Annotated in this window: 14 protein-coding genes; all 14 read right to left on the reverse strand. The window is 59.5% G+C overall.

The genetic code is table 11. The features are described from left to right. Window positions 1–50: 50 nt before the first annotated feature. Window positions 51–2,222: a chemotaxis protein CheA gene (locus tag FBX99_RS06870; protein WP_144925906.1), complete on the reverse strand. Its 2,172-nt coding sequence runs from the start codon at window positions 2,220–2,222 to the stop codon at window positions 51–53. Window positions 2,223–2,235: 13 nt separating this feature from the next. After that, window positions 2,236–2,544, reverse strand: coding sequence for a lipid asymmetry maintenance protein MlaB (locus tag FBX99_RS06875; protein ID WP_144925903.1), 309 nt, complete (start codon window positions 2,542–2,544; stop codon window positions 2,236–2,238). 63 nt (window positions 2,545–2,607) lie between these two features. Next, entirely contained in the window at window positions 2,608–2,976 is a 369-nt protein-coding gene (locus FBX99_RS06880) for a response regulator (RefSeq protein WP_144925900.1), read from the reverse strand. Between the two features lie 9 nt (window positions 2,977–2,985). Continuing rightward, window positions 2,986–4,074: a methyl-accepting chemotaxis protein gene (locus tag FBX99_RS06885; RefSeq protein WP_372241310.1), complete on the reverse strand. Its 1,089-nt coding sequence runs from the start codon at window positions 4,072–4,074 to the stop codon at window positions 2,986–2,988. Between the two features lie 444 nt (window positions 4,075–4,518). Continuing rightward, window positions 4,519–5,148, reverse strand: coding sequence for a response regulator transcription factor (locus tag FBX99_RS06890; protein WP_144925894.1), 630 nt, complete (start codon window positions 5,146–5,148; stop codon window positions 4,519–4,521). Then, window positions 5,145–5,798: a sensor histidine kinase gene (locus tag FBX99_RS06895; protein WP_145131067.1), complete on the reverse strand. Its 654-nt coding sequence runs from the start codon at window positions 5,796–5,798 to the stop codon at window positions 5,145–5,147. The genes FBX99_RS06890 and FBX99_RS06895 overlap by 4 nt, the downstream gene beginning before the upstream one ends. Before the next feature lie 27 nt (window positions 5,799–5,825). Then, a complete protein-coding gene (locus FBX99_RS06900) occupies window positions 5,826–8,981 on the reverse strand; it encodes a PAS domain S-box protein (protein WP_178114269.1) in 3,156 nt (1,051 codons plus the stop codon). A 182-nt stretch (window positions 8,982–9,163) separates the two neighbouring features. Then, on the reverse strand, window positions 9,164–10,429 hold the full coding sequence (locus tag FBX99_RS06905) for a sensor domain-containing diguanylate cyclase (RefSeq protein ID WP_145131071.1): 1,266 nt from the start codon (window positions 10,427–10,429) through the stop codon (window positions 9,164–9,166). A 3-nt stretch (window positions 10,430–10,432) separates the two neighbouring features. Then, a complete protein-coding gene (locus FBX99_RS06910; RefSeq protein ID WP_144925885.1) occupies window positions 10,433–10,966 on the reverse strand; it encodes a YfiR family protein in 534 nt (177 codons plus the stop codon). Then, window positions 10,963–12,828: a TonB-dependent siderophore receptor gene (locus FBX99_RS06915; protein ID WP_256662500.1), complete on the reverse strand. Its 1,866-nt coding sequence runs from the start codon at window positions 12,826–12,828 to the stop codon at window positions 10,963–10,965. The genes FBX99_RS06910 and FBX99_RS06915 overlap by 4 nt, the downstream gene beginning before the upstream one ends. 330 nt (window positions 12,829–13,158) lie before the next feature. After that, on the reverse strand, window positions 13,159–14,022 hold the full coding sequence (locus FBX99_RS29125; RefSeq protein ID WP_256662492.1) for a methyl-accepting chemotaxis protein: 864 nt from the start codon (window positions 14,020–14,022) through the stop codon (window positions 13,159–13,161). Then, on the reverse strand, window positions 13,970–14,578 hold the full coding sequence (locus FBX99_RS29130; RefSeq protein ID WP_256662493.1) for a hypothetical protein: 609 nt from the start codon (window positions 14,576–14,578) through the stop codon (window positions 13,970–13,972). The genes FBX99_RS29125 and FBX99_RS29130 overlap by 53 nt, the downstream gene beginning before the upstream one ends. A gap of 67 nt (window positions 14,579–14,645) precedes the next feature. Then, window positions 14,646–14,792: a hypothetical protein gene (locus tag FBX99_RS29135; protein WP_256662494.1), complete on the reverse strand. Its 147-nt coding sequence runs from the start codon at window positions 14,790–14,792 to the stop codon at window positions 14,646–14,648. Window positions 14,793–14,907: 115 nt separating this feature from the next. Continuing rightward, window positions 14,908–17,367, reverse strand: coding sequence for a PAS domain-containing protein (locus tag FBX99_RS06925; protein ID WP_144925878.1), 2,460 nt, complete (start codon window positions 17,365–17,367; stop codon window positions 14,908–14,910). Between the last annotated feature and the right edge of the window lie 28 nt (window positions 17,368–17,395).

Consider the following 17,395-nt stretch of genomic DNA (forward strand, 5'->3'; position numbering starts at 1 on the left):
TTCTCTGCTTTATAGTTGAGATGAATCTGGGCATGCAGAATGGATCGCGATCATCTCTGCGAGGCCAGTGTTCGTTGCTTCGTTCCCGCGATTCGCTTGATCAACCCAGCAACATCCAGGATCAGCGCCACCTCGCCATTGCCCAGGATGGTGAAACCACCCAAGCCACCCAACTGGCCAAAGAGCTTGCCCAGCGGCTTGATCACCGTCTGGAACTCGCCCAATAGTCGATCCACCACAAAGCCGGCACGCTGCCCGGCGAATTGCACCACCACCACGTTTTCCCTGCGCGGGGGCTTGCCTTCGACATCGAACAGCTCGCGCAGGCGGATGAAGGGCAGTACTTCGCCGCGCAGGTTGAGATAGTCGAGCCCGTCATTGGCCGGCAGCTCGATGCACTCCACCACCATGTCCTGTGGGATCACATAGCTGGCGTTGCCGACACCGACCATGAAACCGTCGATGATCGCCAGGGTCAGCGGCAGGCGAATGCGCAGCTGGGTGCCCTGCCCTTCGATGCTGTCCAGCTCCAGGCTGCCGCGCAACGCGGTGATGTTGCGCTTGACCACGTCCATGCCGACGCCGCGCCCGGAGAGGTTGCTGATCTGCTCGGCGGTGGAAAAACCCGGCTCGAAGATCAGGTTGAAGATGTCGTTTTCCGCCAGATGTTGTCCTTCGCCGACCAGCCCGCGCTCGATGGCCTTGCGCAGGATCTTTTCCTTGTGCAAGCCACCGCCGTCGTCGGCGACCTCAATGACGATGCTCCCGGCATCGTGATAGGCGTTGAGGCGCAACGTGCCGTGGGCCGGCTTGCCGTGGGCCAGGCGCACCTCGGCGGGTTCGATGCCATGGTCCATGGCATTGCGCACCAGATGGGTCAGCGGATCACCGATGCGCTCCACCAGGGTCTTGTCCAGCTCGGTCTCGCCACCGCTGATCTCCAGGCGAATATCCTTGCCCATCTCCCTGGACACATCGCGGACCACCCGTTGGAAACGATTGAAGGTGGAGCCGATCTGCACCATGCGCAGGGTCAGTGCTGAATCGCGCACTTCTTCCACCAGACGCGCCAGGACCGCCGTGGCTTCCATCAGCTCACTGGCACCGGTGTTCCTGGCAGCGAGATTGGCGCCCGCGCCGGCGATGATCAGTTCGCCGATCAGATTGATCAATTGATCGAGCTTGCCGGCATCGACGCGGATCAGACTGTTCTCGCTTCTGCGGCTGTCTTGGACCTGTGGTGAGTTCGATACAGGATCGTCGGGTATCGCAGCGGGAATCGGATGCTCGACCGGCGCCGGATCAATCACCAACGCCGCAGGCGGCAGTGGCGGCTGTTCGAGTGGCCCTGCGCCCGTAGCGGCAGTGAGCTCGCAACAACGGATGAAAATAATTTCAGCCAGGCGCTGGCGCTCCTCCGGCAGTTCCCGAACCATCTGACGGTATTCATCGGTCTTGCAGTGCGGCGACAGAATATGCACCTGACTGTCGTCGCGAATGAACTCGAAGACATTCTCAAGGGTGGCTTGATCGACATCGCCGTGAAAGCCGATCTCGAAGCCCAGGTAGCAACTCTCCGGATCCATTTGCGCCGCGCAGGGCAGATGATCGCCGAGGGTGACAATGTTGCAGATTCGTCCCAACGTGGCCAGGTAACGGATGAACGCCAGGGGGTCCATGCCGTTGCGCAGCAGGTCAAGACCAAAACGCAAGGAAATGTGCCAATGGTCGGCAGTCCTGGATTCACCGCCGCTTTCGATGCCGGGTTCATGCTCGACCGTCGACGTACCGCCCGGCTGGGTGCCGAGACCTGGCGTCGATTCAGATTCGTCGCCCAGAAATCCACGCAGCACGCTGAGCAGGTTGGCGCCGTTGTCACGAACGGTCTGCGGCGCGGACTCGTTGCCGTCCGCCACCAGCCTCACCAATACACCGACGTGATCGCAGGCCTGCAAGAACAGCGCGGTCAACTGCGCGTTGAATTGCAACTGCCGGTCACGCACACGGTCCAGCACACTCTCTGCGACGTGGGTGAAGGAAACGATGTCATCCAGACCAAACAGACCTGCCGAGCCTTTGATGGTATGGGCGGCGCGAAAGATCGCGTTGATCGTGTCGGGGTCGTCCGCTGCCGACTCGATCCGCAACAAGGCTTCTTCCATATCTTGCAGAAGTTCCAGGCTTTCGACGATGAAGGTCTGCTGTGCGTCGTCCAGGTTCATGAGCATTGCCTTTTCACCACCGGTTGGATTGCAACGGAACAGGGTCGCCGAACAGGACGGCTAGATCGCACAGCGCGAACACCTCCAACACCGCTGGGCTGTGATTGGCCAATCGCAGTTGCCGGTTGCGCAGGTTCGTCTCCTTCTTCGCCATGATCAGCAGTTGCAACCCGGCGGTATCCAGTTCCTGTACCCCGCCCAAGTCCAGTTCGAGGTCTTCATCCTGGGCGATCAGATCGTCAAGACGTGTTTTCCATTCAGCCGCGGTGTAGATGTTCAGCTCGCCCTCGATGCAGAGGCGCTGATGAGCGTTGGGATACATGGTTTGGATTCTCTTCAACCGATGCCGGCCTATTGCGTGCGACATGGATAGGATTGCGAAATATCAGGGCAGAACGAGTTTGGACACCGCCGTGAGCATCTGTGCCGGCTGGAAGGGTTTGACCACCCACGCCCTGGCCCCGGCCGCCTGGCCTTCCTGCTTCCTGGCATCGCTCACCTCGGTGGTGAGCATGATCACCGGGGTAAATTTGTAGGCCGGTAACTGCTTGGCCGCCCGGACGAAGGAAAGGCCATCCATGTTCGGCATGTTCACGTCACTGATGATCAGGTGCAGCTTGCGACCGTCGAGTTTGCTCAGGGCGTCTTTGCCATCGCAGGCTTCAACGGTCTCGTAACCGGCGCCTTTCAAGGCGATGCTGACAACCTGGCGCAGGGACGCCGAGTCGTCGACGATCATGATGGTCTTGGCCATTGAGGGCTCCTAGAAAAAGGTGATTTCGGATTCGTTGCCCGACGTACTGTTGGCATTGCCCCGGTGCACGTCATGCAGCTCGGGCATGGTGTAAGTACGAGCCAATTGTTCCAGCCAGGCCTGGGCGTCAATCGGTGTTGGAAGCTGGCCTGCGGCGCTGTCCCGCTGCCCCTGGGCCAGGTTCTCGTGGAGCTTTTCCAAGTCGTTACGGACCAGACTCAGCACCTGGTTGACGCGATCCTGGAACTGCAGGCCGACCAGTACCTGGGCTATTTCCTGGCCGACGAACTGGCTTTCCCTGCGCAACTCATGGGAGGAGTTGAAAATCGTGGTGGTGGCGCTGCGAAAACTGTCAATGACTTGCTCGATGACTTGGCCGGATCGGTTTACGGTGGCTTCGTCCTGCTCGGCATATTGACGAGAGATTTCCAGGGTACTGGCGATGGCCGCACTCACCGTGTTTACCGTGTCGCCGATACGCTTGCCGGTTTCACCGGACAGACTCGAGAGTTTACGAATTTCATCCGCCACCACGGCAAAACCCCGACCAACCTCACCGGCACGGGCAGCCTCGATGGCGGCATTGAGCGCGACCAGGTTGGTCTGCCTGGCGATATTGCCGACATCCTGGGCCATTGCTTGCAATTGCTCGGTGAGGCTGGAGAGTGCCATCACTTGATGCAAGAGCGTTTCCTTGGTGGTCAATGCGGCGCGCAGCGAAGCGATGATCGCATCGAGCTCCCGTTGACTGGTACCGAACAGCTCGACCAGCCCCCCTTCCGCCGCTGCTCCATCCTGCGCGCCCGAAACAACCCGCTCGACACGCATGGATATCTCGGCAAAACGCGCCGCCAACGTGGTGATAGCCTCTTCGGTGTGGCTGCGGGCAATTTCGATCTGGCCCGCCCATATCGGCAGCACCCCCTGGCATACCGGTTCCAGGCCACAGCGACATGTCGGCACAGGGGCTTGCAGCACTTGTGACTCATAATCGATTGAATCGACAGCGACACGTAGCGCACGGTTACGCGAGTGGTAATAACAGGCCGCAGCCACGCCCAGCACCAAAAGTAGAACGGCAAGCCCTACGGCCTGCATATCCACTACCCCGCCCGCCAGTACAGCGGTGGCTCCCAGGATCGCCAGTGCAAGAAATGCGACTGGCGCCCCCGACGAGTCGGGAACCTGGGTGTTGATTGTTACGCTCAATGTGGACTCTCCATCCGACGACCGGAACTGATAGCAGAGGCGAACGCCGACAGTCTTGCGTCAAAAAATCTGGCAGCAAAATGCCACCCACCCATCATGCAGAACCAGGGTATGACCCAACCATCAGACCAAGCTGGTTTTACCGTAGGCGACTCGGCGAATTCAGTAGGACTCGCCCTACTTCACTCCACGTTCCTGGGATGGCGGTAAGGAAGGCGTAATAGGGATGCCCGAGGCGCCCGGCATCGAGCGTCCCGATCAGGTGGGCAATGGATGCCCGGAAGGCTTTCAGCGGTGGTTTTCCGAATGAGACAGAGGCAACACTCTGATGACTCAGAGCACCCCATGCTTGATGGCATAGCGGACGATATCGGCCGTGCTGGTGAACCCCATCTTTTCCATCAGCCGCGCCTTGTGGGTGCTGACGGTCTTATGACTGATCGCCAGTTCCGCCGCGATCCGCGAGACGCTCAACCCCTGGGCAAGTTGGCGCATGACCTGCAGTTCCCGATCGGTAAGCCCATCGTGCTGGCTAAGCGGGCCTAACCCGCTGGCCGCAAACGCCATTTGCTCGGCCAGCCCGGCATCGATGTACCGCCCTCCGGCCGCCACCCGGCGAATCGCCGCGAGGAGGGTTTCGGGGTCACGGTCCTTGGTCAGATAGCCCGAAGCCCCCGACCTGAACGCACGCTGGGCAATCTGGACTTCGTTGTGCATGCTCAGCACAAGGATCGGCAACTTCGGATAGTGAAAGCGAATGCGTGCCACCAGATCGTCCCCGCAGATGCCCGGCATGCTCATGTCGAGCAACAGCAGGTCGATTTCAGTCACTCGTAGTTGCTCGAGCAGCATCGCACCGTTTTCCGCTTCGGCGACAACCCGCACATCGGGTGCCAGGGCAAACAGCTGCTTCAAGCCTTCACGCATGATGGCATGATCGTCGGTAATCATCAGTCGTATCATAGGAGTTCCGGGCCCGGCTGAAAGGGAATGTACACTCGGACACGGGTCCCCTGTCCAGGTGCACTGTCTATGATTACCGTTCCACCGACCATGTGCCCGCGCTCGCGCATGCCGAGCAAGCCCAACGTGCCCTTTGGCAATTGCTGGGGATCGAAGCCCCGGCCGTCGTCACACACCACGATCTGCAAGTGCTCGGCATCGTGTTCCAGGTGAATATTCACTCGGCTGGCGTGGGAATGGCGACCGACATTGGTCAGCGACTCCTGGATCACCCGGAAGATCGCAGTAGCACGCTCGTCATCGAGCACCAGTCGAGTCGAGGGCGCCCTGAGCCGACAGTCGATACCGGTAGTGTGGATGAACTCGGACACCAGCCATTCCAGAGCGGAGGTCAGGCCCATGTTGAGCGCCGAGGGGCGCAGGCTGGTGGCAACGTCGCGCACGACCTGAAGTATGTCATCAACCCGCAGCATCAACGCCTGAACACGCTCCAACAACAGCGGCTGATCATTGCCGAATTGCAGGCGCAGCAACGAGATGCCCATTCGTAACGCTGACAACTGCTGCCCCAACTCGTCATGGATCTCCCGAGCGATGTGCTTGCGCTCTTCCTCGCGCGTGGTTTCGCGACGACTGGACAGCAGACGCAATTGCGCGTGGGATTCCTTGAGCCGTCGTTACGCCGCGCGCCAGGCACTGACGTTACGACCGACGGTGAGAATACCGACAAGTGCTCCGCTCTGATCGTGCTCCGGCACCAGACGGACTTGATAACAGACCGGCTCTGAGTCCTGTCCTGCCGGCATATCCAGCGTCAGCTCCGCTTCGCCGGCTTGACCGCTGCGCAGGACCTGCTCGACCCTGCTCTGAAAGGATCGGGCCAGACCCGAACGGGGAGATACCTGTCTGAATGTTCTGCCGAGCAGAGCCTCCTGCGACAGATCGAGCATGCCTTCCATCGCCGGGTTGACATACATGAAGCGGCACTTCGAATCGAACCGGGCAATGACGTCGGGGGTGTTATCGAAAATGTCCCGGTAGCGCTTTTCGCTTTCGCGCAGCAGCGTCTCGGCGTAGTTGCGCTCGATGGCGATGGCAGCTAGATGGCTGGCCTGATAAATCAGTTTGAGGTCGCTGTCGGTTGGTCGGCCCGGGCGGCGTAAAAAGATGCTGAACAGACCCAAGACCTTTCCGGAAGAGCCTTTGATCGGCTCCGACCAACAGGCCCCCAATCCGGCCTTGACAGCTGACTCTTTGATGGCCGCGCTGCCACGATACACACTCAGGTCTTCGACGATAATCGTAGTGCTGCGCCAGCCGGCTGTGTCGCCCTCCTCCGAGATGTCAATATCTCCTACCGCCTGTAGATAATCGCCCGGCACGCTTGGCGCGGTAATGAGGCGCAAGTAGCGTGCATCCGCGCTCACCAACCTGATACAGGCGAGGAACTCCGGCCGGGCCTGCTCGATATAAGCCGTCACCCGCGATAAGACCTCAGCCAGCGGAGCGCCCCGCACCAACCGTTCGAAAATGCCCAGCCGCGCTTCCTCCAGACGTTCGTGACGCTTGAGTGCAGTGATGTCGTACCCCTTGGCCAGGACACTGGTCACCGATCCGTCCGCGCCTCGTTCGGCGTTAATCTGGAAAGCGTGCACAACCATTTCTCCGCTTGCAGCGTTCGGCCATTCCAGGACGGTTTCCAGCGGCTCGCCGGTACGTATCACCTGACGCAGCAGCGCCAGGTAGTCCGTCACCGCCATGTTGGCGGTCCAGCCATCCTCGACCGGCATCTTCAGGGCTCGGGCAGCCGGTATCCCCGTATACCGCTCGAAAGCAGGATTGACGTAAGTGCGCCGACAATCGAGGTCGTATCGGATGATCAGGTTCAACGAGTTCTCCGCCAGCGCACGGAATTGCTGCTCGCTGGTCAGCAGGCGGGTCTCCATGCGCTTGCGTTCGCCGATATCGCGACTGATCCCGACGATGCGATAGATATGTCCCTGCTCGTCGCGCACGGGAATGAACGTCGAATGGAGGGACACCGACCCGGCCGGAAGATCGATTTCGATGCTCCACTCGATGATTTCGCCACGGGCCAGGCAGTTCATCAAACCTTCCATGACCTTTTGCCCCGACTGCGGCACGACCTCCCCCAGGCAGCGACCGATCAATTGTCGGCGGTCGAGCCCCGACACACGTTCAAAGGCTGCATTGACCTCTATGTAGCGAAACTGCCGATCTTCGGTGATTTCCAGCAGATAGAGGCAGTCGGAGCTGTTGTCGAAGACTTCCCGATAGCGCTTCTCGCTTTCCTGCCGCGCCGAGTGCAGGCGCCTGCGCTCGGTGATGTCACGGGCCAGTTCCAAGCTGTAGCTCTGGCCGTCCAGCTCAAGATAGGTGACGCTCAGTTCGACAGGAAAAATGCGCCCATCCCTGGCCCGATGACGACTTTCAATGATTTCAGGGGTGCCCCGCGCAGCGTAGCTCCAATCTTCCAATATCTGCTCATTCGTCCAATCCGGATCTATTTCGGCGACCGTCATGCCGAGCAGTTCCGTGCGGCTGTATCCCAGGCTTCGACAAGCTTCGTCGTTGACATAGCGAAACCGGGCCTGCCGGTCGATCAGGTAGGCGGCCTCGTGTACATGGCTGAGGGCAAGGTCCAGCAAGGACAGGTGCTCTTCTGCTTTGAGAAGACGGCTGAGGTCTTCGATCTGGACGACGAAATACGAGGGCGTGGCGTCGCCGCTACGTATCGCACTGACGGTCAGTTGCACCCTCACATACTCGCCGTTGCGGTGCCGATATCGCTTGTCCATTCGCAGGTAGGAAACACCCTCTCTGGCGAGGAGCCGACCCCAGTCCTGCTCCTCGGAAAAATCATCCGGATGAGCCAACGCCTGGCTGCTGGTTTGGAGCAGGTAGTCTTCCTCGCGACCGAGCAATTGGCAGAGATAGCGATTGACGCGCAACCAGCGCCCGTCGAGCCCCAGCAAGGCCATTCCGATGGCAACAGACTCGAAGGCCAAGCGAAAACGTTCTTCGCTCTCCATCAACGCCTGCTCGATGCGTTTTCGCTCACTGATATCGTGCAGGAAACCGAACCAGATAATCGAGCCATCCGCCTCCAGCGTTGGTGTAGAACGCCCCTCGAGCCAGATCTCACCCTTTATCGGATGGCGAACCCGGTATTCGCACTGCCAGAGACTCAACATGCGTGCCGATGCAGCGATCGTCGCCTGGACGCGAGCGAGATCCTCGGTATGAATACGTTCAAACAGGATATTGACGTCGCGTTTGAGCTCGTCCGTGGTTACCCCGTAATATTCTTCGTAACCCGACGATGCCCAAGGCATGGATACCTTGCCATCGCACCCCAGTCGAAAAGTGCCGATGATGCCCGGCGCCGTTTCCACGATCCGCTGCAGCCATTGGTCCTGCTCCAGGCATCTGCCCAGGCTTCGAGCCGCCACACATGGGTCAATCTCACAAAGGAGCCATTCGTCGACTGCACTCGACTTCGTGCGCCCCAGCAGCACGCTGCCGTCCTGGCGCCGATAGCGCAGTTCAACCGGTCCGCTGGCGAAGTGAGCCGGCAAGATTCGACCATCCACGGCGCGCGGGAACTGGCCGCCCGGGTCCTGGAGCAACGCCTGGAATTCGACGGCGAGCAATTGCGCCGGCGCATAGCCCAACAGCTCGGCAAAAACGCCGTTGGCTTTCAATACCCGGCCCTGGCCATCCAATAGCACCAGCGCCGCTGAAACCAGGTCGAAGATGGCATCGAAGAGTTGGGCTTGCACCCTCCGTGGGGGAGAAATATCCGTTTCCATAGAGAGCTTCATCGGCACTTCGCTCTAAAGTTGCTTATGGACAAAGAACGATCGATTTTCGGTCGGTGACGGCGCAAGCTCATCAGGACTTGCCCCGAGTATGGTGGATCGTTCGCCTTTGTGTCATAAGACTAAACGCCAAAGTGATGAACGCCCGGTATTCGATCGACCAATCGACAGACTCAGGCATTTTCCGAGTCGTGATCATATAAATGATAGTTGTTCTTACCGCTGCCCTTGGCTTGATACATGGCGATATCCGCCTTGCGCAAAAGACTGGCGGTGTCCGTGGCATGATCGGGGCACAGACTGATACCCAGGCTGGCGCCGACGCCGATCCGGCGACCATCGACGTAGAACGGGCTGGACAACGCGGCAACGATATTGGACGCGACCTGCCCGGCCTGGTCGGCACTGACCCCATTTTCCAGGATGACGGCGAACTCGTCGCCACCGATCCGACACACCACATCGGTGCTGCGCAACGTTTCCCGCAGGCGCTCGGCAACCAGAATCAACAGGCTGTCGCCGGTCTCATGACCCAGCGTATCGTTGACGATCTTGAAGTCATCGAGATCGATGAACAGCACCGCACAGGACGTAGCGTAGCGCGTCACCTCCGCGACGGCGGTCTCGAGCTTTTCCTTGAAATAATGGCGGTTGTACAGCCCCGTCACCGGATCTTGATAGGCCAGCTCGTTCAGTTGCTGCTGGGCCAGTCTGCGCTGTTGCAACTCGGCACTGATGCGTGCGTCATGACTTTCGAGCTGATCCATCATGTCATTGAAACTGCGGGCGAGTCGGCCGGTTTCATCGCTGCCATATACCGTCGCTCGCAGACTGAAATCCTGATAAGTGCGCACCCGTTCGGTCAGTTTTACCAGATTCTGCAACGGCCGCACGATGCTGGACGCCATTCGTCGGGAAAGGATGAAAGACAGAAACAACGCCACCGCGGCCGCCAGCCCACCGAACAGAGCCTGCACCGCCAGCCCCCGATAGAGCGAGGTAAAGCTCGCATTCACCGCGACATTGCCGATGACTTGACCATGGAGCACTACCGGCCGACGCACCAAAAGGGAATACAAGCCGATTTCTTCAACCCCATAGTAATTCACAACCTCCCCGGCCGGATCGCGCCGATAGATCGCCAACTGACGCCCATCGTTGAGCACGAATGCAGCCCAATTGATATCCGGAACATGCTGGAGAGAGGCCAGCGTTTCGTACGCCTCGTCGGCGTTTGCGAACATCATCGCCGCCGAGCCGTTTCTGCCCACCACCATGGCGTGAGCCGTGATGTCCTCCACCAGGGAGCGGCGCTGAACGACCAGTTGGTAGACCAGCAACATCACCAGCAGCACCGTCATGGCGGCCGCGGTCAACTTGAACCCCGTGTGAGTGACCTTATCGCGCAAAGGGAGATCCTCGAAACGTAAACGGGACATGGCTCAGGATCTGTCCGCAACGAAGCTGGCGAGCTTGAGCAGCCGAGAGCTGAAGCCCAGATGGGCCTGCCGCGCCGCAAACAGATTGACGTCGAACACAATGCGCTGGCCCTGGCGTCGCATCTCGATCATGACGCCCTGATCGGCGAATCCGGTGGCATCGGTGATGGTCAACACCGGCGTCGCGGCCAGTTGCCCGAGCAGAGAGCCAAGGGCACGACGGTTCTGTTCATCGATATAAAGGACCTGACAGCCCATAAGCGAATCACCAGACAGAACCCGGCGTACATCGATGGGCAGGCCGTTCTGCACACGCTTGCCTTGCAAATGGGCAAGTTCATCGTCCAATTGCGTGATGCCGAGCACACACAATCGAAAATTGACGTCAGGCAACGATGGCCATTCGGCGAACAGGGCAAAATTGTATAGATAGGCCGCTTTCATGGCACGTTCCTCCACTACCGAGTCGGCCATCACCCCCTGGGTGGACAGGTACAGGACAACCAGGACCAGCACATGGCGGACGGCGATTTTCATGGGAATGCATACCCCACGCTCAACCACAGGCTACGCTCGCCACGCTCAGGCAAATCGGCGCTGCTCTCGATGTCGAAGAAAGACGCATCGAGGTAGCGTCGGTCGAAGAGATTGCGTACCGCGGCGGTGACACTCACCCCAGGCACGACATCCCGACTGGTGAACGTCAGGTCGGTGATCGTATAACCGCTAGCACTTACACCCGGCGCGACCAGCCTGCGCCCCACGTATCGGGCAGCAAGACTGGCTCGCAAGCGCTCCTCCGCCAGAGGCACTGACACCTGCAGCTTGCTCAAGTGCCGGGGTGAATTCACCCGATCACGGCCAAGGTTGTCCTCCGAGCGCTGCAACGTGTGACTGCCCCTCAGTTGAACCTCACGCCATTGCCACTGAGCTTCGAGTTCGGCACCTTGGGTGTCGATCCGCTCCAGCGAAGGCTCCGAGAAACGACCGATGGGATCGGTAATGCGATAACGATAGAGGGTGCCCAACAAACGGAAGTCGCCACGGCGATGATCGGCCACAAATTCGGTGGTGGTGACGCGCTCCGACTGGACGCCGGGAAGATCATTGGAGGTCGCTTCGTACCGACTCGCGAAGCGGGTCGCGCTGCCGTGGGACAACGACAGACTGGTGTTCGTCAGGCCGGTATAGAGCAAGGCCACCCGAGGGTTGCTGCGCGCCACCGAATCCTTGCCACTGCGCTGGTCCATGCGTATGCCCAGATTCAGGCTCAAGTCATGGCGCAGGGCAATTTCATCCTGGGCGTAAAGGCTGAACGTTTGAGTCGACACCTCACTGCGATACGTTTCGTGTTCGTCGCGGCGAGGAAAATATCGATCTAATTGCTGGTTTTGCCGGTAGTCGTTGCGATATTCACTGCCCAGCACCAGTCGATGCCCGGACAGGGTCACGCTACTGACCGTGCCCTCCAGATCCCACCACCGGCCGTCCGCGCGAACGTCCTCGATATAATGGCGTCCATCATCGATGGGCTCACGATAGGCGCTGCGGTAAAGATAACGGCCGTGTGAGAGCCGCACGGATGAGCGAAAACTGCCGAAGTCGGCATCGTGGCCAAGCTTCAAGAAGTCATTGCGGTCGGAAAAATCCCAATGGGCATCAAGGGGAATCGTCAGTTCCTGCTGCTTGCGTTCGACGAATGCGCCCTCGATGCTCCAGGCATTCTGAGAACCCTTGATGAACAACCGCTGCCCGTCCTGGTCATCGTGCAGGGCCTCGTTGGCGAGCGGCGTATCAGGAAGTTCGGCTTGGGACGCCGAGGTCGAGACCAGCCACTCCCCGCCGCTGTCCAGGCGCGTACCCCAACTGGCTCGGACCTTGCGATCCTGGTTCGAGCCGGCGGTCATGGCGACCTGGCCGCCGTCCAGATCACGCCCCCTGAGCGTCACGACGTTGATCACACCGAGGAAGGCACCGTTGCCGTACAGCGCCGAGCCTGGGCCTGGTGCGTACTCAACCCGGTCGATCAGCTCGGTGTCGAGTAGCCCATCCTCGCCGAGGTAGATCTGGTTGAAAATATTGTCGGCAACCGGCTGGCCATCGATGCGCAACATGACCCGTCCCGCGTATTCACCAGGCGCACCGTAGCCACGCCCGCCCAGAAAATAGTAAGCCCCGTCGAAGCCAATGCTGAGGCCGCGCATGTTATTCAGGATCTCGCCCAGCGTCCTGTAGCCGAAGCGATGTATTTCTTCGGCCGTGACCACCGAGACGGCCGAGGGCGCGTCGGTAAGCTGCTGCGAGAATTGGGCCGCGCCCACGACTTTGGTCTCGAGCAGTTGCTCGAAGGGAATAACGGTCAAATCCTGGGCCGACGCCACCCGCGCCAACAGCCACATGCCCGACAAGCAGAGGCTCTGCAAAGCGTGCCGGGTCAGAAGCTTAGAAGTAAGGTACGGCGACATGATCTGGATGGAGGTCTCTGGGACTGGAAGCTCAATTACTTCGTTTGGCTTTCGCATACTTCAGAGCAAGCCGACATCAACGGTACTTGCCTCGGAAACCAAGCAAACGGATGCTTTAACCGCGCGATTGTCCACCCGTAAATGAATCACTGCGCGAATGATGGCAGACTGCCTTGCTTGCACCGACAGCACCATCGGGCCAAGCCTATATTGATCTAGGGGAACCTCGAGGAACCGTAGGAATTGCCCTACCACCACACCACGCTAGATAACGAAGCTCTTCATCATTTCGCGCAAATTGCCGGCGAGTTGGTTGAGCTGCCGAGTCGTGGTGAAGGTCTTCACCGCCACGTCCTGCGCCTGGACCGAAAAATCGCGAATATTCAGCAAGTTGCTGTCCACTTCTCGAGCGACCGCCGCCTGCTGCTGCATCGCGCCGGCAATGACGCGATTACCCTCGGATATCAGTTCCACGGCCTGAGTGATTTCATCCAACGCCTCACCGGCCGCGCGCGCGACGTCCAGACTGCGGTCGGCTTTATGCGTGCATCCATTCATCAGCAATACGGCGTCCTGAATATCGGTTCGGATCCCAGCCACCATCTCTTCGATTTCCAGTGTCGATTGTTGGGTGCGATGAGCCAAGCCTCGCACCTCGTCGGCAACCACTGCAAAACCGCGCCCGGCGTCACCTGCGCGAGCCGCCTCGATGGCCGCATTAAGCGCCAGCAGATTGGTTTGCTCGGCAATCGAGCGAATCACTTCCAGGACTTTTCCGATGTCCTGGCTTTTGCGCGCCAGCTCACCGATCTGCGTGGAAGTCTTTTGTACTTCCTCGGTCATTTGCTGAATCGCGCCAACAGTCGCTACGACCATGTCCCGCCCCTGCCTCGAAGAATTGCTGGCGGTGCCCGACGCCTGAGAAGCCAGTAGCGCATTGCGGGCCACTTCTTCCACCGCCGAAGTCATTTGGGTGACGGCGCTGGCGGCCTGCTCGAGTTCCTGGTTCTGTCGGTGCGAGCCCGTCGAGCTCTGCTCGGACAGGACCTTCATGTCTTCGGAGGCATGCGTCAGCTCATCGGCGGAGGCGTAAATACTGCGGATCGTCTTGCGCAAGCTTTGTTGCATGCTTTCCAAGGCCTTGAGCAGACGCGCCGGCTCGTCCGTCCCATGGGTAATCTGGGTCGACGTCAAATTGCCCACCGCGACCGATTCGGCCAGGGCAAGCGCGCGTCAGCGGCTGTAAGAAGCTGCGGGCCAACACCCAAGCCACGCCGCCGCCCAACACGAAAAGAACCAGGGTCAGCCCCCACATCAGCACACTGAAGTCACTCGCCACCGCATACGCCTGGCTGGCGGCCTGCTTGCTCATGCCTTCCTCAAGGTCGATCATCTGGTTGATCAGAGACAACCATTCCACGAATGCGGGACGGGCTTGAGCCATCAACAGGTCAAGGGCTTCTGGCGCACGGTCATTCATTCGAAGCGTGATCACCTGGGCAATCAACGGCAAGGTTCTCGCCTCGACGGCCTTGATCCGGGTCAACGCACTGCGCTCGTCGGAGGTGATATCGGAGCGATTTGCAAACATCTGGTCGAGCTTTTCGGCCGAGCTGGCATAGTTCTGCGCCAGGACTTTGATTTTTTCCAGCTCCGCGGGCAGCTCGGCCTTGTTGGCGATCAACAGGATATCGCGCAGAACGATCGCCCTGTCGTGCACGCTGCCCCGGAAATTGATCGCATAGCGCGCCTTAGATGTTGTTGACGTCGTTGATCTGCGAAAGGGTGTCTTTGATATAGGCAACCTGAGACGTGCTCAACCAAGTAAGCGTTGTTGCCAGCATCAGAATAAAAGCGAAACCGAAACCCAACTTGGCGCCGACATTCAGCTTGATCACGACTATTTCCTACTCGCCCCGAGGCGTTCTCAATACATTCCACCAGCATAGGGGGCGACTGAACCCGCCAACATCGGGAACGGCTGATATTTCGATAGGGCAAGGACTACTCCAATCAGAGAAGTTCCAGGTCCGTTCGCAAGGGAATCGCGACCTGCACCCGCACCCCCTGCCCCGGGGCGCTGTCCACGCTGACCGTTCCGCCGAGCATGCTTCCTCGCTCGCGCATGCCAAGCATACCGAGGCTGCGCTTGGACAGTCGCTTGGGATCGAAGCCCTTGCCGTCGTCACGCACTTCGATGAAGACGTGGTCGGCATTGCGCTGCAGATGTATCTCCACACGACTCGCCTGAGCATGACGGGCGACGTTGGTCAACGACTCCTGGATCAGGCGGAAAATGGCGGTGGCCCGCTCATCGTCGAGTTCCAATCGATCGGTAGATGCCCGCAGCGAACACGCGATGCCGGCATTGTGGGAAAACTCCGAGACCAGCCATTCGAGCGCCGGGATCAACCCCATGTCCAGCGCGGCCGGACGCAGGCTGGTGGCGACGTTACGCACCACCTGAATGATTGCGTCGATCCGTCCCATGAGCACCTGCACCCGCTCCATCAGCAGTGGCTGGCCACTGCCGAATTGCAGGCGCAACAGGGAGACTCCCATGCGTAACGCCGTGAGTTGCTGTCCCAATTCGTCATGAATTTCCCGAGCTATCCGTTTGCGCTCTTCTTCCCGTGTGCTTTCACGATAGCTGTGAAGTACACGCTCCACGTGTTTACGCTCAGTGATGTCGCGAGCGATACCCACGACTCTCTGCACGCGTCCAAACGCGTCACGTACCGGTATCAGTGTGGTGTGGAACGTGCGCAGGCCGGCAGGCAACTCGAGCTCCTCCTCTTCGTCGAGCGGCGCATCGCTGTCCACGCAGCGTTGGTATTTTGCCATGGCGGTAGCGAGTGCTTGCGGCGCCAGGGTTTGCTCGATCGTCTTGCCGATCAGTTCAGTCCGCCCCACGCCTGCGGCCGACTCAAGGGCCGGGTTGACTTCGATGAAACGCAGCCCCTCGTCGGTCACCTCGAGCAAGAACAGAGGGTCCAGGGAGTGGTCGAAAATGTCCCGGTAACGCTGCTCGCTTTCCAACAGCAATTTCTCGGCACGCTCGCGCTCTTCGGCGATGGCCGCCAGATGCCGAGCTTCACGCGTACGGTCCCGCACTTCGAGCTCAAGATGATCATGGGCGCCCTGAACCCGCTCGGCCATGCGGCCAAAGGCCCGGGCCAATTCACCCACCTCGTCGACGGACTGGGTTGGCAATTGCTCCAGACACAGGCGCTCCCTGCCTGCCCCGAACTGTCGTATTGCCGCGATCAACCGGAACAGCGGAACGGCCACCTGTTTCTGCAGAATGGAACGCAGAATGAGGATTTCCACCAGCAACGTCAGCAACCCAAGCGCCACCACGATCATCAGGTTACCGACAACAGCCGGGGTCATCAGCGCTCTAGGATAGTGGACCGCGAGCACCCAGGGTGTATCGGGAATGCGGCCCATCGCGACGATATCGTCACGGGTCTGGACGATCTGTGCATGACCCGGCATCAGCGTGGATACGACATCGAGCAATGGCAAGCTCCGAGTCATGTCGAGCGAGCGGATGGACGCCTTGCCCGCAGTGCTTTTGATCTGTTCCATGGCGTCGGGATGGTAAATCAGCGTGCCCTCATCATCGGCGATGAACAAGCTGCTGTAAGCGCCCTGCATCGCGGGTTTGGCGGTGCGCGTCATCAATTCATCCAGTAGCACATCGACGCTGGCCAGGATCTGGTGCCTGCCAGATGCATCGGCCACATCAGGCGTGGCGACGGTGGTCATCCAGGCGTTGTTGGAGAAGTCCCAATACATCCGCGTGAACAGCGTGTCGTTGCCGGGGGTGCCGAAGCCGCGCACATAGAACTCATAGGTTTCAAGTTCCAGGGCTTCCGGACCCGAGTAGGTGAATACCTTAGCGATGTCGGCGTCCTGATAGATGGGGAAACCTTTCTCAGGTACCACACCATAGAAGTTGAATAGCCGGCCGTGGCTACTTGAGCCGTATTTGTAGGACAGCAGATACGACAAGGCAAAACGCGCACGAGTATCGTCGTTGGGCGGGATGTCGGGCGCGTAGGTGGCCGACATCCTGGCGAAGCGCCGTCCATCGGCCAAGGGTTCTCCTTCGAACAAACCGGGACGCTGCGTATAAGAACCATCGTCGTGGCGATGGAAAATCCGCTCGAAGTCTTCCATCAACTTGGCTCGCATGCCGGGAAAGGCCAGGGTCTGCTTGAACTCCTCGAGAAAGTTGCGCTGCAGATCCTTGATTTCACGAAACGGCAAGGATTCGCGTTGCAGGGTTTGCTCGGTGGACAGCAGCAATTGCCCGGTCACATCCTTCTCGATCGAGGTGGAATTGACATAGTAGGAAATCGCCCCCGCGCCCAGCGACACCAGGCCGATGCGCAATGTGGCCAGCCGCAGGGCACGCGTCGTCAGCGAATGCCTATGGGGGACAACCTCGGGATTTTCTTGCGCCATCATCGATTCCTTTGCCGCCATCTTCCGA

Source organism: Pseudomonas sp. SJZ074, assembly GCF_007828215.1.
GTDB lineage: Bacteria > Pseudomonadota > Gammaproteobacteria > Pseudomonadales > Pseudomonadaceae > Aquipseudomonas.